Source organism: Chloroherpetonaceae bacterium (genome assembly GCA_033763895.1).
Lineage (GTDB): Bacteria > Bacteroidota > Chlorobiia > Chlorobiales > Thermochlorobacteraceae > JANRJQ01.
This window is the reverse complement of record JANRJQ010000014.1, coordinates 158,506-179,345: the sequence shown is the minus strand read 5'-3', so window position 1 is coordinate 179,345 and position 20,840 is coordinate 158,506. Positions and strand designations below refer to the sequence as shown.

The window sequence follows — 20,840 nt, the reverse complement described above, 5'->3', positions numbered from 1 at the left end:
AAACACGATGAGTAAAACATACACCTATAAACCCGATAGCGTCAGCTTTCCGGGTGAAACGCTTGCCGACTTATTGCAAGAAAGGAATCTTACGCAAGCCGAACTTGCAAAGCGTATGGATGTTACACCAAAACATATCAATGAAATCATCAATGGTAAAGCATCTATTACAGCAGAAATGTCATTACGCCTTGAACGTGTATTAGGAACACCAGCCGAATTTTGGAATGAGCGAGAACGGCAGTATCAGGAGTGTGTCGCAAAACGCAATGAGGCGAAGCGTTTAGCTGATTATGAAGATTGGGTAAAGCTATTTCCTTTGAAAGAACTTTATGTACAAGGTTGGATTAGTGAAAAAAAAGCATCCGTAAAGTCAATTCAGGAGTTACTTTCATTTTTTCAAATTTCAAATCCAGAAAAACATGTGGATATATGGAATCAATTTGCCGTCAATTATAAACGCCAAAAAAGCTTTACAAGCCATTTTCATAGTACAACCACGTGGCTACAACAAGGGAGACACCTAGCCCAACAGCAATCCACAAAACCGTTTGATGAAAAACGATTTTTATCCGCAATTCAAGAAATGCGAACACTCATTCCCGAAATGCATGATGATTTTGCCAAGAGACTAGTGGCAATCTCAGCAGAAGCAGGTGTAGCATTGGTCTTTACACCCGCGTTGCCAAAAACCCGCGTCTATGGCGCAACCCATTGGCTTTCACCTGAGAAAGCTGTAATTCAACTTAGCTTACGAGGTAAGCGCGATGATTACTTTTGGTTCACGCTCTTCCACGAAGTTGGGCATATTCTGAAACACGGTAAACGCGATGTCTTTTTGGAAGGCATAGAGAACGAATCACAAAAGGAAATTGAGGCAAACCGTTTCGCCGCCGACTTCCTTATTCCACCTCAGGAATGGGCAAACTTTACTTCAATCACACCATTCACTAAGCCAAGAATAATTGACTTTGCCAAAAGCCTTCGTATTTCTCCGGGTATTGTGGCGGGTCGTTTACAACATGAAAGCAAGGATTTTAGCAAATTTAATGACCTTAAAGTCGTGATAGGGTTTGAATAATCCTTTGTGATGGCCAAAGTCCACATTGCCAAAAGTAGAACCTTCACCAAGAATGTCAGAACAAAAACCGCCGCACCACATAGGTAAGCAATCCGGTGCCCGTGCGAAGGGCTTCTTCGTCGATATCGAAGTGGGAGGAGTGAATATTGTGCACAATTCCGCGTGATTCATTGCCTACACCCAATTGCCAGAATGTTCCGCGGGCGCGTTGGAGAAAATACGCGAAATCTTCGGCTCCCATAATCGGTTCAGCGGCTATGGCATTGGATTCACCCAAGTAATCCTTCGCGGCTTGCCACGCAAAATGTGTTGCGTCTCGTTCATTCACAAGTGCCGGATACCCGCGGCGAATTTCCACCTCTGCCGTAACACCCATCGCCTTGGCCGTAAATTCGGTCATCTCCCGAAGCCGCTCGTGTGCCATTTCCCGTAAAGATTCATCCATTGTGCGCAAAGTGCCCATCATTGTTACTTCATTGGGAATGATATTGGTTGCACTGCCGCCGTGAATCGAAGCAATGGTAAGTACCGCAGGCGATGCCGGTGGAAAATTGCGGCTGATAATGGTTTGGAGCGAAGTAATGAGTTGAACGGCCGCAACAATCGGATCACGCGAGCGATGTGGCGCCGAAGCGTGTCCGCCGGTTCCCGTGATTTTAAAATAAAGCTCATCCGAGCCCGCCATCATTGGGCCGGGGCAGAATCCAATTTTCCCTGCGGGGATTTGTGGAATGCAATGTTGGCCAAAAACGGCGTCGGGCGGTGTATCAAAAACGCCCGCCTCGAGCATTGGCTTTGCGCCGCCGGGCAAAACTTCTTCGGCAGGTTGGAATAAGAATTGAACCGTGCCAGAAAAATCATCTCGATGTTTGGCCAAAAGCGTTGCCGCGCCTAAGAGTGAAGCCGTGTGTGCATCGTGGCCGCACGCGTGCATTTTGTTTTCAAATTTCGAAGGAAATGCGTGGGTGGTTTTTTCAGGCATTGGCAAAGCATCCATATCGGCACGCAGCGCAACGCGCTTCGGCTTTTCATTTGTCTCTTTAGTACCTTTCAATAGTCCCACCACACCGGTTCTTGCCACGCCGCGAATCGTCTCAATGCCAAGGCCTTCTAAATATTCTGCGACAATGGCCGAAGTGCGGTGTTCTTCATAAGCAAGTTCAGGATGCTGATGAAAATCACGCCGTAGCCGAACCACATCATTAAATAGGGCATCCGACTCCAATGCAATTTCTTGTTTTAAATCAACCGACATATCAGAGAAAAATTTGAAAATCGAAAAAGACAGCGCCCAAAAGAGCCGTGTGATACTTCGCACATTTCAACGGCAAACAAATGCTTAATTAGCAGAAGTCATCATCTTAAATCGCTCAACACAAAATACAATGGTTCATAACTATCGACTCATTTTATCCGCTTGAGTGTCAAAGTAGGTTGAGTTGCCGGAGCAGCAGCGGCGATTCCTGAAATGAGCTCAGGCGGTTTTTTTTGGTCAGGTAGGTTTTGAAAAAACAGAAGTGATGTTGATATCACTATGAATCATTGATAACCCCAAAGACTTCGGGCCCATAAAAATACCAACTTGAGGGGTCAAATTTGAAAGCAAAGATCCCAAACCCATTCCGGCCAATTGCACCCTAAATTCAGTGACGGTCTCGATTGTTTCCAAAAGCGATGCTTCACCGCCGTAGGTAATACCAACCTTATCATAAGAGCGTTCTTCACTTAATTTTTTCATCACTTGTTGCATTGCATCGTTGATGGCCGCATCAAATCCACGCTTTTTTTCTATCTGAATAATTTCACCTCTGTGAACGGCAAAAACAGGTTTCGTATCGGTAATCGAAGCAAGCCCTGCGCCAAGAAGCCCAACCTTAACGCCCTTTTTGGCATTGCGAAGAAACCCCAAATCATTTGGAATAAGGTAGAGAAAAATTTTATCAGCAAGTTCTTCCAATTCGTTGGCAAGCTTTGTTGAAGAAACTTGCTGAGTCAGCAATTCAGCAGCACGAAGCACCAAGAGTCCTAACCCCAAGGAAGTATTTTTCGAATCAATGATTCGAATCTGAAACGGTGCACCAATATTTTTCAAAAGCCGAAGCCGCTTGAAAGTATCTGATCCATCAACGGCGCCTTGTCTTGCATTCTTCACAGTATCGCCAAATTTAGAGGATTCGTGAATGGAGAGAATAACATCGTAGTCTAAACAAAGCTTTCGATAAGTCTGGAGAAATTCTTCGGAAGAAGGGGCTTCGATGGTTAAGTCCGGTGACTTTTTGCCATCTAACAAAGATTGGTAGAATTGGGTGCGGTCGAAATCGTGATAATTGTCGTAACGGATTTTACCTTCCACAATGACTTTTGTGGGAATGACACGAATGTCATATTGATAGAGTAAATCTTGAGGCAGATCGCAATTTGAATCTGTCAGAATCGCGGTACGCATAGCAGTCAGTTATGTCCAAGTGTAAACAAAGTTAATACTCTTGAAGTTATGAATGTCAATATCTATAAGATTTAATCTCAAAAAAAATGACAAATTCTTATCGGTTAAAAAACTTGAATAATTGAAATCAGAGGCAAAGTATCGATGCAAACCGGTTAAATGGAGTGAAAAAAGTAGTATTGTTCAAAATCGATGAATAAATCGAACACATTCCGTGTTTCATTCAAGAAAAATTCGATCGGTTTTAAAAAGGGATTCCTTTTGTTTCTACAGGGTTTTATGTAACTTTGCGCCCTATTTTCTAAATCAAGTACGGTTCTAGCATCCCCAAAATTGTTCGGCTAAAGACTGTTTAGGCTAAAGATTCTGTTAGGCTAAAGATTCTGTTAGAAATAGTGCTGACAAGTTATTGAGATCGTCTTGAGAAGGGTTCTAAGTTATTATCAATTATATCAATTTACTGACTTACAATTATGGGAACATCAGTTAAACCCGACGAAGTATCAGCAATTTTACGTAAACAACTTTCAGGTTTCGATACCGAGGCCGATGTTTATGATGTTGGAACGGTTCTGCAAGTCGGAGACGGAATTGCGCGTATTTATGGACTTTCGCAAGTTATGGCCGGAGAACTTATCGAATTTAAAAACGGCGTAATGGGAATGGTGCTCAATCTTGAAGAGGATAATGTAGGTGCCGTGCTCTTTGGAGAAAGTGAACTGATTCGCGAAGGCGATACCGTTAAACGCACGAAAATTTTGGCATCTATTCCTGTCGGTGAAGCAATGGTTGGTCGTGTCATTAATTCGCTTGGTCAACCGATTGATGGAAAAGGGGAAATCAAAACCACCGTTCGCATGCCGATTGAACGCCGTGCGCCGGGCGTGATGTTCCGCGAACCGGTTAAAGAACCGCTTCAAACGGGTGTTAAAGCCATCGATGCAATGATTCCAATCGGCCGCGGACAACGTGAGTTAATTATTGGCGACCGTCAAACCGGTAAAACCGCCGTTGCGCTCGATACCATTATTAACCAAAAAGGACAAGGGGTTTACTGTATCTATGTGGCCATCGGTCAAAAAGGGTCAACCGTTGCGCAAGTGGTGGGAACGCTTGAAAAGTATGGCGCTATGGAATACACCACCGTCATTTCTGCAACCGCAAGTGACCCCGCTCCAATGCAATTTATCGCACCTTTCGCCGGTGCAGCCTTGGGCGAATTTTTCCGCGATACTGGCCGTCATGCGCTTGTTATCTACGATGATCTATCGAAACAAGCTGTGGCTTATCGCCAAGTTTCTTTGCTCCTGCGCCGTCCGCCGGGACGTGAAGCATATCCCGGAGATGTATTCTATTTGCACTCTCGCTTGTTGGAACGGGCTGCCAAAATCAATCGAGATGATAAAATCGCTCAGGCAATGAACGATCTTCCTGATGACATTCGTCCGATGGTTAAAGGCGGAGGATCGCTGACTGCGCTTCCGATTATTGAAACCCAAGCAGGCGATGTTTCTGCCTACATTCCAACCAATGTGATTTCAATTACCGACGGTCAAATTTATCTGGAGTCCAATCTTTTCAATAGTGGAATTCGCCCTGCAATTAATGTCGGTATCTCGGTCTCGCGTGTTGGTGGTTCAGCACAAATCAAAGCAATGAAATCGGTTGCAGGTACTTTACGTTTAGACCTTGCGCAATACCGCAATCTCGAAGCTTTTGCAAAGTTTGGTGCCGATTTGGATAAGGCCACGCAGCAACAGCTCACACGCGGCTCTCGCCTCGTCGAAATCTTGAAGCAAAATCAATACTCTCCCGTTTCGGTCGAAAAGCAAGTCATATCAATTTACATTGGTACTAAAGGCGTATTAGATACTGTGCCAATGAACTATGTTCGCACTTTTGAGCAAGAATTTATTGAGATGCTTGAAATGCGCTACAAAGACATTTTGGAAATTATTTCTAAGTCAAAAAATCTTGATAAAGAAACACAAGCCAAGCTTAACGACATTTGTAAAGAGTTTTTGAGTTCGTTTAATGCAAAGCACAACCTGAACTAAAATGCCAACGCTGAGAGAAATCCGAGGGCGGATTAAAGGGGTGAAAACAACCCAACAATTGACCAAAGCGATGAAGCTTGTGGCCGCAGCAAAGCTCAGAAAATCTCAAGAGCGCGCGTTACAAGCGAGGCCTTATGCTAAAAAGCTTCGTGAACTTTTGACTGAATTAAGTCAATCGGTTGATACCTCACGATTTCCACTTTTGACTGAAAGAAAATCAGTTGAAAATGTGCTCTTCATTGTGATTTCTTCGGATCGCGGCTTATGTGGCAGTTTTAACTCGGCATTGTTTAAGGTGGCGCATCAAGTTATTGATAAAGAGTATGCAGCGTATTCGGCTGCCAAAAAATTTAAGATGATAACCTTAGGACGAAGAGCATCGGAGCACTTCGCAAAAGGTGGGTATCCGATTGTTGAGAAATATGCCGCCCTCTTTACCGGTGCATTGAAGTACGAAATGGCAAAAGCAATTGCTGAAACGGTTTCAAGACTTTACATCAATGGGGAAGTGGATAAAGTGGTCGTTATTCACAATGAATTCAAGAATGCGATTTCTCCGAATCTTCGAACAGACATTCTTTTACCATTGAAACCTGCCGGCGGAAAGAAGGAGCAAAAGATTGATTATATCTTTGAGCCCGATGCAGAAACCATTGTTGGCGGTTTAGCGCCGTTACAATTGACAACAGAAATTTGGCGTATGCTTTTGGAATCAGATGCGGCTGAACAAGCAGCACGAATGACCGCGATGGATGCGGCAACCTCCAATGCCAAAGAACTGCTTCGATCACTCACCATTACATACAATCGTGCGCGTCAAGCCACAATCACAAAAGAACTGATTGAAATTGTCAGTGGTGCCAATGCACTTCAGGAATCGTAAATAAATGAGTAAACAAAAAAGCGAGGCAACCCCTCGCTTTTTTGTTTTGCTGAAAGATACCTCAATTATGGTCTTGTGGGTGGAAGAAATTCATCTGTTGATGTTACTTTCGCATAGTACCCATTCATTGCTGCAAGAAAGGCTTTATGAACGGTTTCTGCCGCAATCTTTTCACCATTGAGTTCTAAATCCTTTGTTGCGCAAGCATCTGCAATCACGGTATTCTGAAACCCAAAATCTTTTGCCGCTCGTACCGTGGCTTCCACACACATGTGAGTCATCATCCCAACAATAACTAAATCGGTTACTTTCAATTCATTGAGATAGGCGCGAAGTGAGGTTTCTTGAAAGCTATTGGGAAAATGCTTAATGATTACTCTTTCACTGCTATCGGATTTTGGCGCAACATTGTTGTGAATTTGTGATCCAAACGATTGGCCATTAAAAGATTTCGATTTCGGGTTGGCAGAAAGGTGTCGGATATGAATAACAGGGAATCGCTCAGATCGAAACCACTCCAAAATGCGTTTTGCATTTTCACTTGCTTTTAGCGGGTTCACCAAAGCTGAACTGCCGCCTTCAAAGTAATCGTTTTGAATATCAATGATGATGAGCGCCTTTTTGGGTACTTGAGAAGACTGTGCATAAGCAAATCGAAAATGAGGGAGTAAAATCAAGGAGAGAGTAAGAAAGAAAAGACGCATAAAATAAAGTGAAAAATGAAAATTCTTGTCGATGATCCTCGTCCTGATATGTAAGGAATACAAATAAAAATAAACCGTGAGAATCAAGGAAGCTCTGCAGCATTAGAGCCTGAGGCTATGTTTTGTTGCATTTTTCGATTCAACCATATTTCACGCTGTTCTTCGGCTGCTTCCGGGGAGATCCCGTGTGAAATTCTTGCTTCTGAATTATGAGCAAACCATTCTTCAATCATTCGGTAGGAGCCGTCGGAACTTACTAAAGTATTCTTCCAAGCGCACCTCGTAACCCACCCCTGAGGAATTTTTACTTTGGCAATCTTCGCTTGAAGCATCACCAATTGGCGCTCCATCTCTCGCCGTTCTGTGATATCGTGTGAAAAGGAAATGTAATGGGTTATTTCATTCTGTTCATTATAGAAAGGATAAATCTGAAGCCTAACCCAATACGGTTTTTGATCTTTTGTATAGTTCAAAATTTCATCTTCAATTGCTTGCTGTTTGCGAATGGCTGTGCTTATTTTTTGCGCAGTTTCTTTATCGGTAAATGCGCCTTGCAAAAATTTGCCGGGCTTCTTTCCATACAAATCATCAAGGGTGTATCCGCTGAGCAAAGTAAATGGCTCATTTATCCAAACCGTTAAACCCTCGTGATTTGTAACCAACACAGGGATGGGAAGAGATGAAAAAATAGTAAAGGATTCGGTAATATCAGTGACGGCAGCAGGCATAATGAATCGGAATATACTTCATCAGAGTAACGCAGTAACCCAAAAAGGCATTTACTTTCAGTGTAAGATAAGTAAAAGGATTTATAAAAAATCAAGAAAATGTTATAAACAAAGGGGATTAGAATCAATGGAAGTTAAGATGAGAGATCGATTTAACGGATTGCTTTTTTGAGAACAGATGAAAAAGACACGGCAAGAATAATGAACTTAAGCACCACATTTATTTGATGAGAATTAAGGACGCAACAGGATGTTGAAAAAAAAATAAAAAAAATGTGTTTGAACTTTGAAAATCATTTGTAAAATTAGTGAGATTTCGTTGTACCTTTTAAGAACTTGTGAGATAAGTCACCGCAAAGAATTAAGCTTTTTTTAACGAAAGAATTTAGTCTGGCGGCCAAAACATTATTCCCAATGTGTACCCACGTCTACAGAAGTTATGCGTTTTTTTTCTTAAGTCGATTTTTTGTTCTTTGGTAAAATCACCGTCGTAAGAGCCGCTTTAGTATTGAAGAGGTTCTTTGATGTGCATTATTAACGCTAACTATAAAACTATGTTTAAAACAATCTTATGCCCTACAGATTTCTCGGGGCTATCACATAAAGCATTGGATACGGCTCATGACATGTCGAAACGGTATGGTGCGAAGTTGATGCTGATAAGTGTCGTGGAACTGGATCCGATGATGGATAATTCGGCAGTGCCCGTGGCAGAGTTGGAAGCTGAAACTGAAAGAAAAATCGCACAGCTTGCCAAAAAGGAAGTTGATGCGGGTTACCAAGTCGAATGGGTCGTCTATCAAGGAATGCCGGAAGAAAGTATTATTGAACACGCCGCAAAACACAATGTGGATTTGATCATTATGGGTTCTCACGGTAGGCGTGGGTTAAAGCGTCTTTTAATGGGAAGTGTTGCAGAATCGGTTGTCCGCCGTGCGCAATGCCCTGTAATGGTCGTTAAAGAAAAGTAATCTCGAAGAACATTTTTTGCCAACAATTACATTTAACAAAACAACCTCTTTGGAGGGCAATAAACTATGACACAAACGAATGAAGATTCATCCGTTATAAGGCGAGTTATTACCGCATCTTCGGTCGGCACGCTTATTGAATGGTATGACTTTTACATCTTTGGTAGCTTGGCTGCCATTATCTCTACCCAATTTTTCCCAAAAACAAATCCAACGGCGGCACTGCTTTCAACGCTCGCAACATTTGCGGCTGGGTTTGTCGTTCGCCCATTTGGCGCACTGCTCTTTGGGCGCTTAGGCGATATCGTTGGACGGAAGTACACATTTTTACTCACATTGGTCTTAATGGGAGGATCCACGTTCGCGATTGGAATCGTTCCAAGTTATGAATCTATCGGGTTCACGGCGCCGGCGATTGTCTTCGTGCTTCGTCTTTTACAAGGGCTTGCTTTAGGTGGCGAATACGGCGGTGCTGCAACTTATGTGGCTGAGCACTCCCCGCTTGCAAAGCGCGGTTATTACACCAGTTACATACAAACCACTGCAACGCTTGGGCTCTTTATTTCGCTCGGTGTGATATTATTGGTTAGGTTGAATCTCACAGCAGCTGATTTCAATTCGTGGGGTTGGCGAATTCCATTTGTGCTCTCCGTGTTTTTGGTTGCGATTTCGATTTATATCCGGCTTAAGATGGCGGAGTCGCCGCTTTTCGCGAAGCTGAAAGCAGAAGGAAAAACATCGAGCAATCCGCTCGCAGAAAGCTTTAAGAAAAAGGCCAATTTGAAACTTGTCCTGCTTGCCCTTTTAGGCGCAACGATGGGTCAGGGCGTTGTGTGGTACACAGGGCAATTTTATGCGCTTTCATTTATTCAAAATACTTGCAGTATTGAATTTGTTCAAGCCAATAATGTGGTCGCAATTGCCTTGTTGGTAGGAACGCCATTCTTTATTGTCTTTGGGTGGCTTTCGGATAAGGTGGGGCGAAAATGGATTATGATGGCTGGGATGATTATTGCCGTGCTTGCCTATCGCCCAATTTATACGGCGATGTTCGAATTGGCAAACCTTAAAGCAAAGACGGAAGTCGAAGATAAACGCATGACTTCGATTAAACCGGCGTTGGTCGGTGCGGATTCCGTTATAACAACGGAAGTATTGAAGACTTACACCGATGGGACGACTTACAAAGAAGTGAAAAAGGAAACTTTTCCTGCTGACAGTGCACAACGCGCTTCGGCTGTAGCGGAAAAGAAATTACCGCCACCTGAAGTGAAAAAAGAAACATCGCTTGGCGGCGGAAATTTTTGGATGATGATGTTTCTCATCTTAGTGCAGGTCATTTTTGTGACGATGGTTTACGGCCCAATTGCAGCCTTCCTTGTCGAACTCTTTCCGACAAGAATTCGGTACACATCAATGTCGCTGCCGTACCATATCGGAAATGGCGTATTTGGGGGACTTGTGCCGCTAATTTCAACGCGGTTGGTTGAAGCCAGCAGACCGGGTCCGGGATTACCACCAGCAGATCCGCTTGCCGGGCTCTTTTACCCAATGCTCATTGCCGCTGTATGCTTTGTGATAGGCGTGCTTTATTTGCCGAATAAGTCTCATGAAAATGAAATTGAATAATCAACCCTTAAAACAAACGTAGACAATGAATGCATTAAAGAAATTTACCGGAATTGTGTGGATGCTAATGGGGGCATCGGTTATTCCGCTCGTCCTGATGAGGGCTTCACATGAAATTGGCGAAAAAGGCACAACTGATAACTGGATTTTCTGGTCTATCGTGATTGTAGTTTTGATGCCGCTCATTGCTTCAAGCCTTATTCTCTTTGGGTATTTCGCTTTTAAGGGAGAGTATGAAAGCAATTAATTTTTGTGAAATGAATTGAAAGAAGTACAAAGAAAAAATTTTTGTAATGAAAGTTTAAATTTTAAGTCTATCAATCGATATGTCAAAATCATCGTCGATTGGCAAAAAAAACTCTAAGAGGCTAATGATGAACAATCACGATTCAGCAAAACGAAGTTTAGGTAAGTCAATTTTATTCTTAACCTTATCTATTCTCATCTTAATTACAATTACTTTAAATTCAGCATCGTCCCTCTTCGCACAGGGAATGGACAATTACGGAGGAGGTGCAAAAATCAAGCTCAATGAAAGCGGCTCGCACTACATTCGCTTTATCACTTGGGTGCAAATGTGGGCACGATATCAAGAACTGAACCCCGGGTCAAGTGTCAACGGAATGCCTTCAGAAACATCAACAGATTTAGGTATGCGGCGTGGTCGATTCCTTGCTTTTGGGGAATTTGGAAAAGGTTCCCTGTTCTTGTTTCATATTGGAATCAATAACCAAACGTGGCTTAATGGCGGTGCCCCCGGCGAAGGAACAGGCCCCGGAAAAAAACCGCAAGTGTTTATTCACGATTTTTGGTATGAGCAGAAAATTGTTGATAAAGCACTTTCGATGGGCGTTGGGTTGCACTATTGGTGGGGAATTTCACGCGAAGCCAATGCAAGCACGCTCAACTTCTTAGCCCTTGATGCGCCGATATATAACTGGCCGGAAATTGAAGCAACAGATCAATTTGCACGTCAATTTGGCGTGTATTTCAAAGGTAAGATCGAACAGTTGGATTATCGTATAATGGTCAATAAGCCATTTCGCCCCAGTACAGTTGTTGCACCCGATCAAGTTACCGCTGTTGCCTATAACGATAAGATTGCAAGTTTCAACGGCTTCGCAAACACGTGGTCTTTTGGCGGATATTTCAGCTGGCAATTTTGGGATCAGGAATCGAACTTGTTGCCTTTTACTGTGGGAACTTACCTTGGTACAAAAAAAGTCTTTAACATCGGTGCAGGCTTTTATTTCCATCCTAAAGGTAGTGCGACTCGTAAAGCGCAAAGTGTGATTGATGCACTTCCCGCAGGTACCGTGAGCACACCAAATACAGCTGGTTTCAATTACGAAAATTTTCTAACAACACATAACCAACTTCTAATTGGTGTTGATGTCTTTTTGGATTTACCTTTTGGTGAAGGGGAAGAAAAAAGCGCACTTACAACCTACGGCGTTTTTTACAAATATGATTTTGGACCAAATTATTTTAGAAATGTCGGAATCATGAATTTCTCAACAGGCATCACAGGCGCCACGAGTTTTAATGGCGCAGGAAATGCTTATCCACTCATTGGAACAGGTAATCTTTTTCGGGTTGAAACAGGATACCTTTTATCATCTTCAGTTTTCAACTTTGGAGGAAGACTTCAGCCTTTTGCTACAGCAAATTTTATGAAATTTGATCGGCTCAAAGATGCAGGACTAACTTGGGAGCTTGGTGCAAATTATCTGATCGAAGGGCATCATGCAAAATATTCGTTCCTCTGGCGTCAACGCCCAATCTATACTACGGTAACTGGTTCAACCGATGGGCCTGATGGGCTCACGCGCGTTGAAAAAACCGACAGCCGCGGTGAATTGATTGTGCAGGCGATGGTGTATTTCTAATAAAAAAACGGTTTCAAAACAGAAAGGCTTCGAAAACTCGAAGCCTTTTTTGTTTAGGGTAAAAATCAGTTACACCCTCGCGGTTGGTGCACTAACCTTTGGTGCGGCATACACCGGCGATTCAACGCCGTTTACAAAATAAGATGGGCGAATTCGCTTGCGCATTTCGCCGGGCGTGATCTTAAAGCTATCCGCGACATCGAAGAGATGCTTGATGTGATCGCGCGGGATAATCGCAAACATTTCGCCGGTGGTGAGTTTATTATGAATTCTTCCGCCACCATCGCCGACAACAAACATGCTGTTGTTTTCCAAATACGGCATACTGAAAATCGAGGCGCAGGCACTCATTCCGAGTTCACCAATTGGGAACTTCCCAATTCGTGTTGAGGCAGCACCGGCCAAAATCATTGCATACTGTGGCTCGCAAATGACAATGATGGAATGAATGAGAGTTTCATCCTCTACCTGATCGAGCGGTGCAGCAGCAAGCGCTTTGAATTCGCCTTGCGGCAAATTGATGGTGTTATGCTTATTCGAGCGGGCGGCATCAACGGTATAAAACTGCTGAACATCGGTCATATAAATGCCTTCGGTAATGTATTCAGGCGGGTTTTCGAGCATGCCGAGATGATAAAGACCAACTTTGCAATCGTGGTTATTGGCATTGATGTACACCTTTTTCCCAATATCGGCGTGATGCACGAGTGAACACGGCACATCGGCGAGTGGTGAATAGCCTTCGGGCGGTGTTTCCCGACAGTAGGTGATTGCAACGGGGTTGTGTTTCAATTTGAATTGCTTCATAACCGCAAGAAACTTTTGGGTATCAATTTTTTCCCCAGTTTCGCTTGTGGCATGATATGTGGAATCGATGATCATAGCGTCCTCCTTTTGTTAAAAAATGTGTGCATTTGGGCGCCGCGAGGCAAGCCACAACCGTACGATTTCTCAGCCGAAGCTGTCGTTCATTGAAATCTTTACGGGCATGTGCACGAAATAAACTGACTTAATTTAAGGAAAGGAAGTCGGGGTTGCAAAGAGAAATGTTTATGATCTAAAGTGAGCTATTGGATTGTTCAATCAATAGCTGAATCTCAAGTTTCAATTGTGGAAGATAAGATTGATAAATATCCCAATGCAATTTATAAGATATAGAATCATAACTGTGAGCAATTCTGTTTCGAGTGCCAATAATTTCTCTTGAATATTGAATTGAAATTGAAGGATTTTGCTTAGTAAACTTATTAAGTGCTTCACCAATAATTTCTAAATTTCTTTCGATGGCTCTTTGGGTCTTATTGTCCTTTACAAAGTCTGAAAAGGTACTTTGTTCGTCAAAATAACTTTCTATCTCTTCAATAGAAGACAGAATATCAAAAAGTTATTTTAATGTTTGAGGATATATCATAGAGAGTAACCCGAAAGGCGTCAATGGAATTTTTTAGAATTGGATTTTTAATGGTTGTGTAATCAATCAAGTCAACCGGGAGATTAAACAATTTTTGAAGCGACGATTCAAGCGAAAAAAAGTTTTTAGTATATCCTTCAATCAAAGAATCATCAAAACTAACTGCAAAATCTATGTCATGCGGATTGTTTGCAGACTGTGAAACACTTGATCCAAAAAGATCTAAATGTTTAACTTGATGCGCCTTGCATATAGATGAAATTTCTTCTAAATGCTTTGGAAAGATTACGTTCATAACTTGATGTAAAAGTCAGAGTTTGTTCAAAAATAAAAAAAGGCTCTCGAAACCGAGAGCCTTTTTTGGAAATTGATAGCCTTGAATACTATTCAAATACAGCGACATCGCCGACTTTCACTTGCGAGAAGCGCTTTTCAACAATTGCCCAGTTGATATTCTTCATAAAGGCTTCTTCATACTTTTTGCGTTCTGTGGGAAGATAGTCACCTACATAGGCATGTTCCCAAACATCCATAATGAGAAGAAGTGTAGCGCCGGCGGGATGATTACCTTCGTGCTCGGCCACCCAAACATTGAAAAGATGTCCGGTGAGATTATCCATATAAAGTGCCGCCCATCCAATGCCTCTCACAAGACCGGTGTTCACGAAATCGGCTTTCCAAACATCGTAGCTGCCCCAAGTTTCAACAAGCTTTGCATAAAGCGGGCTCGTGGCGGAAAGTTCACCGCCATTGGCTTTGAGATTGGAGAAATAGAATTCATGAAGACGCATGCCGTCAAATTCCCAGCCGAAGCGGCGCTTCTGCTCGTTGTATTCGGGTGTGCCGCCTTTGCCTTCTTTGGCGAGAGCGAGCAGTTGGTCGTTGACTTTATTGCAATTGGTGACATAGCCTTCATACAATTTGTAGTGGCTATCAAGTTGCTTATCGGAGATGCCCTCAAGGCCGGTAAGCGTAAATTTTTTTGCTGTGTATGGCATAAGTTTATGATTGATGTTAAAAAAATTAGAACAGATATTTTACGACAATTTCTTGTGTGCCATTTTCGACACAGCTTTGGCAGGCAAGACGTTCATTGTCCAATAACAATCCGCGATTTCTGAACTCTTTCTCTTCTCTTGATAGCCGAGAAATCGCGCTTGCGCCTGAAAGGATTTCTACCTTACATGTGGTGCATCGACCGATACCGCCGCAAAGACCGCCTAAAGTTTTCTTGGCTTTGGCAGCAAGACTTTGAATGCTTTCCCCGCTTAACCCGAGTGGAAGAAAACACTCTTCTGAGTCATTTTCGCGTGCCAAAATAAGACGAAGCGGCATTAGTTCAAACGAATTGAATATTAAGATTTAAGACGGACTTGATTCAGAAGATGCTAAATAAATTGCTTCCACACTCTTTTGAAGAAAAGTGGTGGCAATCTCTTCCATTTGATTTCGCATTTGAGACGAAATAAAACGCTCTCCCATAACATACGCTAAAGGATGAATGTCGAATCCGCTTGATCGGTGTAATTGAATCTCCAAATGCATCGATACCAACGTTTCATTTTCATCTTTACCCAAGTTGAACTTCAACTCACATTGCATAAAATTGGGCAAATCTATTCTCCGCGCCCGATGGTAAAGCGCAAAATCTGCTTTTTCGTAAACTGTTGGAATCTCTAAACGAAGCGGCGAGGCAAAAGGCATTGGAATTAGATATATCCATTGATAAAGAGCCGCTCCCTTATCGCTTTTCCCTTCATAACGAACAGCTTCGACATTGGGCATATATCGCTCAAAAGTCTCTGGGTTAGAAAGGAAATTCATGAGCCGAATCCGCTCAACCGGAACGAGATAATCAGCGGTGTAATCTGCGCCTACAGAGAAGGAATTTGTTGAAGTAAGGGATGGATTGAGTTCAGTGGTCATTTCAAGAGATGAGTCAATTAAGCAGAAAACATTTAAAAACACACTCATTGAAAACCCAAATTATGGGGTTTTTCGTTTCAAAAAGGATTCGTCCAAAAGTTTCTTCATCAATACGGTGTGGCTATCGTAAATTAAGGGTCTTTGCCTTAAGTCGTATTGGCTTCGTAAAAGACCAACAACGGGTTCAACCATTAGATACGAGTGGGTGCAAACTGAATCATACACAAAAAGTAAAAACCATTGAATAAAATATATTTACGAAAAGGGGAAGAAAAACGATTTCTTTCCGGACATCCGTGGGTCTTTAGCAATGAATTAATGGATGTTCCTAAAGTGGTAACCACCGGCGATCTCGTTGCTTTGTATTCCTTTCATCGGAAACCGCTCGCAGTAGGGTTTTATAATCCTAAGTCCCTAATTGCCTTTCGAAAACTTGCCAATTTGCCTCTAATCGGGATCGAAGAGTCTGCAATAGATAAGAACATCGAAATTGAAAATGAAGGGAGTCTTGAAATCATATTTGAAGTGAACTTGGCTTTTTTTGAAACCCGGATTCGAAAAGCGCAAAAGCTTCGCGAATTGCTTTATCCTTCAATCGAAACCAACGCGTATAGATTGGTTTATTCTGAATCGGATGAGCTCCCGGGACTGATTATTGACCGCTTCGGAAGTGCACTTTCGGTTCAGATCTTTTCAATCGGAATGGAAAAGCATATCGACTTGATTTGTGAAGCATTGATTAAAATCTTTTCGCCGAAATTATTGGTGATTCGCAATGAATCGGTGCTTCGGGAGCTTGAGGGGCTTGAGACTTACAAAAAGATGATTGTTGGTTCAGAAAGCGAAGCGGAAAAGGGTGTCGAGATTTTCGATAGCGATTTGCGTTTTGTGATTGATTTGTGGAACGGTCATAAAACCGGGTTCTTTTTAGATCAACGTGAAAATCGAAAACGCATTCGGCGACTTTCAAAAGGAAAAAATGTGATCGATGTCTTTACAAGCGATGGCGGTTTTGCGCTGCATGCCGCAAAGGCGGGGGCAAGTCAGGTGCTTGCTCTTGACAGCAGTGAAACTGCTTTGGCTCGCATCAAAACCAATGCGAAATTGAACGGCTTTACAAACATCATGACAGAAAAAGCAGATGCATTTGAAAGGCTGGAAGCAATGGTGGCAGAGGGGAAATCGTATGACCTTGTCATTCTTGACCCACCGTCGCTTGCAAAATCAAAAAAGAATCTTTCTGCGGCACAACAGGCTTATCGGAAATTGAATCGGTTGGGGTTGCAACTGACAAAGCCGGGCGGCGTGATTGCAACAGCGTCGTGCTCGCATCATTTGAGTGAAACACTGTTTTATGAAATGCTTGAAAAGGCAATTACCGATTTCAACAGCACGGTAAGGGTAAAAAAGCATGTGAGGATTTTAGAGACGGCCTCTCAAGCACCCGATCACCCCATTCATCCAATCATGCCTGAAACCAAATATTTGAAATTTGCGATTCTTTCGGTGGAGGATGCATCTTAACAAGAATTCAAATGATTGATTTACGCAGCGATACTGTTACAAAGCCTTCGAAAGAATTGCTTCTAAAGATTTTCAACGAAGAGTCGCTTGGTACTTTGCTTGACTCAATCGGTGATGATGTATTTGCCGAAGACAAGGCCACAACGGCATGTGAAGCTTTTGTAGCGGATTTATTAGGAAAAGAATCGGCCTTATTTGTAACCAGTGGTACAATGGCCAATCAACTCGGCGTGAGGGTAAACACCAACGAGGGCGATGAAGTTATTGTTGAGGCAGAGTCACACATATTTCATTATGAAACGGCAGCGCCGGCTGTGCTTTCACGCGTGCAGCTTTCGCCGGTGAAAGGTGAAAATGGAATTTTAACCGCTGAGATGATTAAAAGTGCCCTGCGGCCAAAAGCAGATTGGTATCCCTCGCCTGCGCTCATTTGCCTTGAAAATACACATAACCGCGCAGGAGGAAGAATTTTGCCTCTTGATGGAATTGCGGCAATCAGCGAACTTGCAAAACGACACAACCTAAAAATGCATTTGGATGGTGCGCGGCTTTGGAATGCTTCGGTAGCAAGTGGAATTTCAGTAAAAGAATATGCCAAGCATTTTGATACGGTGTCAGTTTGCTTTTCAAAAGGTTTGGGAGCACCGATAGGTTCAATCTTTGCAGGCTCAAAAGAAGCGATTGCGAAAGCGCGGCGTATCCGAAAAATGTGGGGCGGTGGAATGCGGCAATCGGGCATTATTGCAACGATGGCGAAAAAGTCTTTGGAAGAAAATTATCAAGCACTAAAAAACGATCATGAGAACGCCCAAAAGCTTGCTGCTGCATTTTCTGCCAATAGCTGCTTTCAAATTGATCTTTCAAGTGTCGAAACGAACATTGTAGCGGTTGATGTAAGCCGCTGCGAAAATCGCGAAGCCGGCGTAATCGATTATTTCAAAAAAAATGAGGTGCTTGTCTCAAGCATTAAACCCGGAATGATTCGACTTGTGACTCATAAAGATTTTAGCAATGTAATGATTCAAACGGTGTGCCGTTTGATCCAAAGTTATCCTTCGATCTAAAATGGAAAGTTTAAATCTATTTCTTGAACAGTGGAACACTTCGCTCGAAGCTAACCCGCTTCTATTTGGTATTGTTCGCGCTGTTTTGATCCTCGTGGTAAGTTACCCGATTGCAATTGGATTGAAGTTGATTTTGGCGCTCTCACATAAGCTTATTTTTGCAAAAACTGATACGAACATTGATGATAAAATCGTAACGATTCTTAAAGATCACGCGGCTGCATTTTGTTTCGTCTTGGCGCTTAAGTATGCCTTAATGGAATTTCAATTGGCTTTGCCCGAAACCTCAAAGCGAACGAATGATGCCATTGAAGTGCTAAGACACATTGCCTTTATTGGGTTGGTATTTGTTGCAGCACGGGTAATTGGAAAAATTATTCGTGAAGGCGTGGATTGGTATTTGCACAATTTGCCCTCACACCTTGAGTCAAAACAAATTGCAAGTATAGCCCCCTTTATTCGGCGGGGGTTGCAACTCGTTAGTATCGCAATTGTGTTGGTCATCGTACTTGATCACTTTGATATAAACATTGGCAGTTTGCTCGTTTCGCTTGGTGTGGGCTCGCTTGCTGTGGCACTCGCGGCACAGGATACACTTGCGAACATCATTGCAGGTATCATTATTGCCGTTGATAAGCCGTTTCGTGTTGGCGACAGAGTGCAATTGTTTGACGGGAAGATTGGGGATATACACGAGATCGGATTGCGCTCAACAAAGATTAAGGATTTTGATAACAACTTGGTGATTTTGCCAAACGCGGAACTGATACGAAGCCGTATCATTAACTTCGCTTACCCCAATGATCCCATCCGTGTTTTGGTGCTCTTTTCAGTGGCTTATGGAACTGATCTAAGCAAGGTAAGAGAGATAGTCTTGAAATTAGCAACCGCCGCACCTGATTACAGCGATGCCTTTCCAAGCGGAATGCAAGTAATGGATTTGCAAGACTCCGGAGTCCTATGCCGTTTAGAAACTTTTGTAACTGATTTTACCAAAAGGTTCGATACCGAGGTGATGCTTCGCGAGCAAATTCATACAGAACTCTGCAATGCAGGGATTGCATTTGCTCTTCCAAGGCGAGTGTTACTTTTTCCTGAAAAGGGAGATGAAGGCAGGGGAACCGATCTCACTCTTGTAATGAAACAGCCGCCCTCTGCTCCATAAATTAAAGAGATAGACCAACTGATTATCATTACAAAAATGGGAATTCTCCTTGCATCATTTCTTGCTGGTGTTGGGGGAAGCATTTGGTTGTATCTTAGCGCGAATTTGCAAAACAACCTTATCGCCGAAAAGGCCTAACATACCGTGCATATTGCTTTTGTTCTTCTAGGGAATGTCTCGCAAGATACCGGCGGGCGAAATTACTTGATAAATTTTATTAAGGCCGCTGCAACCTTAAACCGTGAAGAAAAGTGGGGTCATCGATTTACACTCTACCTCAGCCCCAAGCAACGACATTTGATAGATTCAGTTCTTACAGATGATTTTACTGTGGTTGAAGTGCCGTTCAGCTACAGCAATGCACTTTTAAAAGTATTTGCAGAGCAAGTATTGATGCCATTCTACTTGCTTGTATCAAATGCTGATATCGCTTACTTTCCCGGGAATTTCATCACCCTTTTTTCTCCAAAGAGCAATGCCGTCGCCATTCGCAGTATGCTGTATTATCATTACCCCGAAGCCATTGATAAAGCAAGGCTTTACTTCCGAAAATTTCTAACCCCACCTTCCGCAAAACTTTCGCAAATCATAATCACGCCTTCGGAGGACATTAAAAACGACGTGGTGAATTTTTTGGGCATTGATGCTTCAAAAATTAAGGTCATCAATCACGGCGTGGATACGGAGATGTTCCAAAAGAATTATCATGATGAAGAACGAGAATCCGTTTTCATGAAATATGGAATCAACAAACCCTTTATCACCTATGCCTCGGCATTGTGGCGATATAAAAATCAAGACAAATTGATTCTTGCCTTCGAAAGGTTATTGAAAGAAAAGGGATTGGATTATCAGCTGTTGATTGTTGGGAAAGGACTTGCGACAGCCGATGCCTACGAAATTGAACTGAGGGAGTTGGTTAAATCTCGCGGGCTTGAAGGCCGCGTCATATTTACCGGGCAGCTTTCACACAGCGAACTCAAATATCTTTACAAATATGCGCGTGTTTTTGCCTACCCAAGCGGCTATGAAAGTTTCGGTAATCCGCTCTTCGAAGCGTGGGCATCGGGTGTGCCGGTGGTTTCGGCCAATGTTCACTCGTTTCCTGAAATGACAGAAAATGGCGCGTGTGCACTGATGATGAATCCGCGCGATGTCGATGCAATCTTTAATGCCCTTTACGAGGCCTCAACCAATGAAGCTACGCGTCAAAGGCTCATTGAAAATGGGGCACAGCGTGTCGCCGGCTTTTCGTGGAAGAAATGCGTGCGTGAAACGATAAAATCAATCGAATCCTTGATTGCAAAGACATAACGTCTTCTACAATGAAATAACAGCCTTCGTTAAAACGGCAATACTTGA

The 20,840-nt window shown here is 42.8% G+C and carries 20 protein-coding genes; 11 read left to right on the top strand and 9 right to left on the bottom strand.

The features are described from left to right. Window positions 1-7: 7 nt before the first annotated feature. Window positions 8-1,081 (top strand): HigA family addiction module antitoxin, encoded by a 1,074-nt coding sequence (locus SFU91_14475; GenBank protein ID MDX2130236.1) that lies wholly within the window; start codon window positions 8-10, stop codon window positions 1,079-1,081. A gap of 55 nt (window positions 1,082-1,136) precedes the next feature. On the opposite strand, the gene SFU91_14470 is transcribed toward SFU91_14475, so the two are convergent. Together SFU91_14470 and SFU91_14465 are read right to left on the bottom strand one after the other, a co-directional pair. After that, complete coding sequence (locus tag SFU91_14470; GenBank protein MDX2130235.1) at window positions 1,137-2,336, bottom strand: M20 family metallopeptidase; 1,200 nt, start codon at window positions 2,334-2,336, stop codon at window positions 1,137-1,139. A gap of 237 nt (window positions 2,337-2,573) precedes the next feature. Beyond that, the gene (locus tag SFU91_14465; GenBank protein ID MDX2130234.1) at window positions 2,574-3,527 is read right to left on the bottom strand and encodes a DegV family protein; all 954 of its coding nucleotides are present in this window, start codon (window positions 3,525-3,527) and stop codon (window positions 2,574-2,576) included. A 473-nt stretch (window positions 3,528-4,000) separates the two neighbouring features. On the opposite strand from SFU91_14465, the gene atpA reads away from it, so the two are divergent. Together atpA and atpG are read left to right on the top strand one after the other, a co-directional pair. Then, complete coding sequence (gene atpA / locus SFU91_14460; protein MDX2130233.1) at window positions 4,001-5,584, top strand: F0F1 ATP synthase subunit alpha; 1,584 nt, start codon at window positions 4,001-4,003, stop codon at window positions 5,582-5,584. 1 nt (window position 5,585) lies between these two features. Beyond that, on the top strand, window positions 5,586-6,467 hold the full coding sequence (gene atpG / locus SFU91_14455; protein MDX2130232.1) for an ATP synthase F1 subunit gamma: 882 nt from the start codon (window positions 5,586-5,588) through the stop codon (window positions 6,465-6,467). A 65-nt stretch (window positions 6,468-6,532) separates the two neighbouring features. On the opposite strand, the gene SFU91_14450 is transcribed toward atpG, so the two are convergent. Together SFU91_14450 and SFU91_14445 are read right to left on the bottom strand one after the other, a co-directional pair. Then, window positions 6,533-7,171 (bottom strand): cysteine hydrolase family protein, encoded by a 639-nt coding sequence (locus SFU91_14450; GenBank protein ID MDX2130231.1) that lies wholly within the window; start codon window positions 7,169-7,171, stop codon window positions 6,533-6,535. Window positions 7,172-7,254: 83 nt separating this feature from the next. Further along, window positions 7,255-7,899 (bottom strand): PAS domain-containing protein, encoded by a 645-nt coding sequence (locus SFU91_14445; GenBank protein ID MDX2130230.1) that lies wholly within the window; start codon window positions 7,897-7,899, stop codon window positions 7,255-7,257. Window positions 7,900-8,453: 554 nt separating this feature from the next. Here SFU91_14445 and SFU91_14440 point away from each other — a divergent pair. The 4 genes from SFU91_14440 to SFU91_14425 all read left to right on the top strand — a co-directional run bounded on the left by SFU91_14440 (window position 8,454) and on the right by SFU91_14425 (window position 12,388). Beyond that, a complete protein-coding gene (locus SFU91_14440; GenBank protein ID MDX2130229.1) occupies window positions 8,454-8,870 on the top strand; it encodes a universal stress protein in 417 nt (138 codons plus the stop codon). Between the two features lie 66 nt (window positions 8,871-8,936). After that, window positions 8,937-10,499, top strand: a complete 1,563-nt coding sequence (locus SFU91_14435) for an MFS transporter (protein ID MDX2130228.1) — start codon at window positions 8,937-8,939, stop codon at window positions 10,497-10,499. A 25-nt stretch (window positions 10,500-10,524) separates the two neighbouring features. Then, window positions 10,525-10,746, top strand: coding sequence for a hypothetical protein (locus SFU91_14430; GenBank protein MDX2130227.1), 222 nt, complete (start codon window positions 10,525-10,527; stop codon window positions 10,744-10,746). Window positions 10,747-10,825: 79 nt separating this feature from the next. Further along, entirely contained in the window at window positions 10,826-12,388 is a 1,563-nt protein-coding gene (locus SFU91_14425) for a hypothetical protein (protein MDX2130226.1), read from the top strand. Window positions 12,389-12,457: 69 nt separating this feature from the next. On the opposite strand, the gene SFU91_14420 is transcribed toward SFU91_14425, so the two are convergent. From SFU91_14420 to SFU91_14400, 5 genes are all read right to left on the bottom strand, one after another. Continuing rightward, window positions 12,458-13,270, bottom strand: coding sequence for a DUF169 domain-containing protein (locus tag SFU91_14420; GenBank protein ID MDX2130225.1), 813 nt, complete (start codon window positions 13,268-13,270; stop codon window positions 12,458-12,460). Between the two features lie 494 nt (window positions 13,271-13,764). Further along, the gene (locus tag SFU91_14415; GenBank protein ID MDX2130224.1) at window positions 13,765-14,094 is read right to left on the bottom strand and encodes a nucleotidyltransferase domain-containing protein; all 330 of its coding nucleotides are present in this window, start codon (window positions 14,092-14,094) and stop codon (window positions 13,765-13,767) included. Between the two features lie 88 nt (window positions 14,095-14,182). Then, on the bottom strand, window positions 14,183-14,797 hold the full coding sequence (locus SFU91_14410; protein ID MDX2130223.1) for a Fe-Mn family superoxide dismutase: 615 nt from the start codon (window positions 14,795-14,797) through the stop codon (window positions 14,183-14,185). Window positions 14,798-14,822: 25 nt separating this feature from the next. After that, complete coding sequence (locus tag SFU91_14405) at window positions 14,823-15,134, bottom strand: 2Fe-2S iron-sulfur cluster-binding protein (protein MDX2130222.1); 312 nt, start codon at window positions 15,132-15,134, stop codon at window positions 14,823-14,825. A gap of 27 nt (window positions 15,135-15,161) precedes the next feature. Then, window positions 15,162-15,725: an SRPBCC family protein gene (locus SFU91_14400; protein MDX2130221.1), complete on the bottom strand. Its 564-nt coding sequence runs from the start codon at window positions 15,723-15,725 to the stop codon at window positions 15,162-15,164. A gap of 240 nt (window positions 15,726-15,965) precedes the next feature. Here SFU91_14400 and SFU91_14395 point away from each other — a divergent pair, with 240 nt between their 5' ends. The 4 genes from SFU91_14395 to SFU91_14380 all read left to right on the top strand — a co-directional run bounded on the left by SFU91_14395 (window position 15,966) and on the right by SFU91_14380 (window position 20,792). Further along, window positions 15,966-17,249, top strand: coding sequence for a class I SAM-dependent rRNA methyltransferase (locus SFU91_14395; GenBank protein ID MDX2130220.1), 1,284 nt, complete (start codon window positions 15,966-15,968; stop codon window positions 17,247-17,249). A gap of 11 nt (window positions 17,250-17,260) precedes the next feature. Continuing rightward, on the top strand, window positions 17,261-18,313 hold the full coding sequence (locus SFU91_14390; protein ID MDX2130219.1) for a GntG family PLP-dependent aldolase: 1,053 nt from the start codon (window positions 17,261-17,263) through the stop codon (window positions 18,311-18,313). 1 nt (window position 18,314) lies between these two features. After that, window positions 18,315-19,478, top strand: coding sequence for a mechanosensitive ion channel family protein (locus SFU91_14385; GenBank protein ID MDX2130218.1), 1,164 nt, complete (start codon window positions 18,315-18,317; stop codon window positions 19,476-19,478). Window positions 19,479-19,622: 144 nt separating this feature from the next. Continuing rightward, complete coding sequence (locus SFU91_14380) at window positions 19,623-20,792, top strand: glycosyltransferase family 1 protein (GenBank protein ID MDX2130217.1); 1,170 nt, start codon at window positions 19,623-19,625, stop codon at window positions 20,790-20,792. Window positions 20,793-20,840: the final 48 nt, after the last annotated feature.

What these genes read in the sequence shown, in the direction of transcription:
- SFU91_14475 (MDX2130236.1), top strand. Translation starts at nt 8, where the DNA reads ATGAGTAAAACATACACCTATAAACCCGATAGCGTCAGCTTTCCGGGT.
- SFU91_14470 (MDX2130235.1), bottom strand. Translation starts at nt 2,336, where the DNA reads ATGTCGGTTGATTTAAAACAAGAAATTGCATTGGAGTCGGATGCCCTA.
- SFU91_14465 (MDX2130234.1), bottom strand. Translation starts at nt 3,527, where the DNA reads ATGCGTACCGCGATTCTGACAGATTCAAATTGCGATCTGCCTCAAGAT.
- atpA (MDX2130233.1), top strand. Translation starts at nt 4,001, where the DNA reads ATGGGAACATCAGTTAAACCCGACGAAGTATCAGCAATTTTACGTAAA.
- atpG (MDX2130232.1), top strand. Translation starts at nt 5,586, where the DNA reads ATGCCAACGCTGAGAGAAATCCGAGGGCGGATTAAAGGGGTGAAAACA.
- SFU91_14450 (MDX2130231.1), bottom strand. Translation starts at nt 7,171, where the DNA reads ATGCGTCTTTTCTTTCTTACTCTCTCCTTGATTTTACTCCCTCATTTT.
- SFU91_14445 (MDX2130230.1), bottom strand. Translation starts at nt 7,899, where the DNA reads ATGCCTGCTGCCGTCACTGATATTACCGAATCCTTTACTATTTTTTCA.
- SFU91_14440 (MDX2130229.1), top strand. Translation starts at nt 8,454, where the DNA reads ATGTTTAAAACAATCTTATGCCCTACAGATTTCTCGGGGCTATCACAT.
- SFU91_14435 (MDX2130228.1), top strand. Translation starts at nt 8,937, where the DNA reads ATGACACAAACGAATGAAGATTCATCCGTTATAAGGCGAGTTATTACC.
- SFU91_14430 (MDX2130227.1), top strand. Translation starts at nt 10,525, where the DNA reads ATGAATGCATTAAAGAAATTTACCGGAATTGTGTGGATGCTAATGGGG.
- SFU91_14425 (MDX2130226.1), top strand. Translation starts at nt 10,826, where the DNA reads ATGTCAAAATCATCGTCGATTGGCAAAAAAAACTCTAAGAGGCTAATG.
- SFU91_14420 (MDX2130225.1), bottom strand. Translation starts at nt 13,270, where the DNA reads ATGATCATCGATTCCACATATCATGCCACAAGCGAAACTGGGGAAAAA.
- SFU91_14415 (MDX2130224.1), bottom strand. Translation starts at nt 14,094, where the DNA reads ATGAACGTAATCTTTCCAAAGCATTTAGAAGAAATTTCATCTATATGC.
- SFU91_14410 (MDX2130223.1), bottom strand. Translation starts at nt 14,797, where the DNA reads ATGCCATACACAGCAAAAAAATTTACGCTTACCGGCCTTGAGGGCATC.
- SFU91_14405 (MDX2130222.1), bottom strand. Translation starts at nt 15,134, where the DNA reads ATGCCGCTTCGTCTTATTTTGGCACGCGAAAATGACTCAGAAGAGTGT.
- SFU91_14400 (MDX2130221.1), bottom strand. Translation starts at nt 15,725, where the DNA reads ATGACCACTGAACTCAATCCATCCCTTACTTCAACAAATTCCTTCTCT.
- SFU91_14390 (MDX2130219.1), top strand. Translation starts at nt 17,261, where the DNA reads ATGATTGATTTACGCAGCGATACTGTTACAAAGCCTTCGAAAGAATTG.
- SFU91_14385 (MDX2130218.1), top strand. Translation starts at nt 18,315, where the DNA reads ATGGAAAGTTTAAATCTATTTCTTGAACAGTGGAACACTTCGCTCGAA.